Origin of the sequence: Bradyrhizobium sp. NBAIM08 (genome assembly GCF_020193935.1) — a bacterium.
GTDB lineage: Bacteria > Pseudomonadota > Alphaproteobacteria > Rhizobiales > Xanthobacteraceae > Bradyrhizobium > Bradyrhizobium yuanmingense.
In genome coordinates this window covers 1-448 of record NZ_JADYVR010000344.1, presented here as the reverse complement: position 1 = coordinate 448, position 448 = coordinate 1, and the positions used below count along the sequence as shown (strand labels likewise).

The window sequence follows — 448 nt, the reverse complement described above, 5'->3', positions numbered from 1 at the left end:
CTTTTGGGTGGCATGGCCGGGCTTGTCCTGGCTCTCGCGATGAACACGCTCGTCCGGATTTCAAGGCAGGCGGGCTACAAGCAGCGTGACCGTGTCTCCAACCTGACGGTGGACATGGTGGACATGCTGAACAACATCAAGGCCCTGAAATCCATGGACCGCTATGGGTCGCTCGTGCAGGGCCTTTCAGGCCTCCTTAAACGCATCAAGCGCACCCTGATAACCATCCAGCTTGCAAAGCAAGGTGTCTTGCAGGGGAGTGATGCCCTGGTCAACATTATGACGGGCGCGCTCATCTACGCGTCTTATGTGCTTTTTGATTCGACCTGCCGGAATTGCTGGTGACCGGCATTGTTTTCTTCCAGATCGTCAGCAATCTGACCAAGCTTCAAAAACAGGTGCAGGCCGCCGTCGTCATCGAAGCCTCCTATGTGCGCACGTTGGAACT

1 protein-coding gene is annotated in these 448 nt (G+C 55.8%); it reads left to right on the top strand.

What is annotated here, in order from left to right; all coding sequences use genetic code 11:
- On the top strand, nucleotides 1–345 hold a 345-nt coding region (locus I6F37_RS39825), incomplete at its 5' end, for a hypothetical protein (protein ID WP_225154352.1).
- Between the last annotated feature and the right edge of the window lie 103 nt (nucleotides 346–448).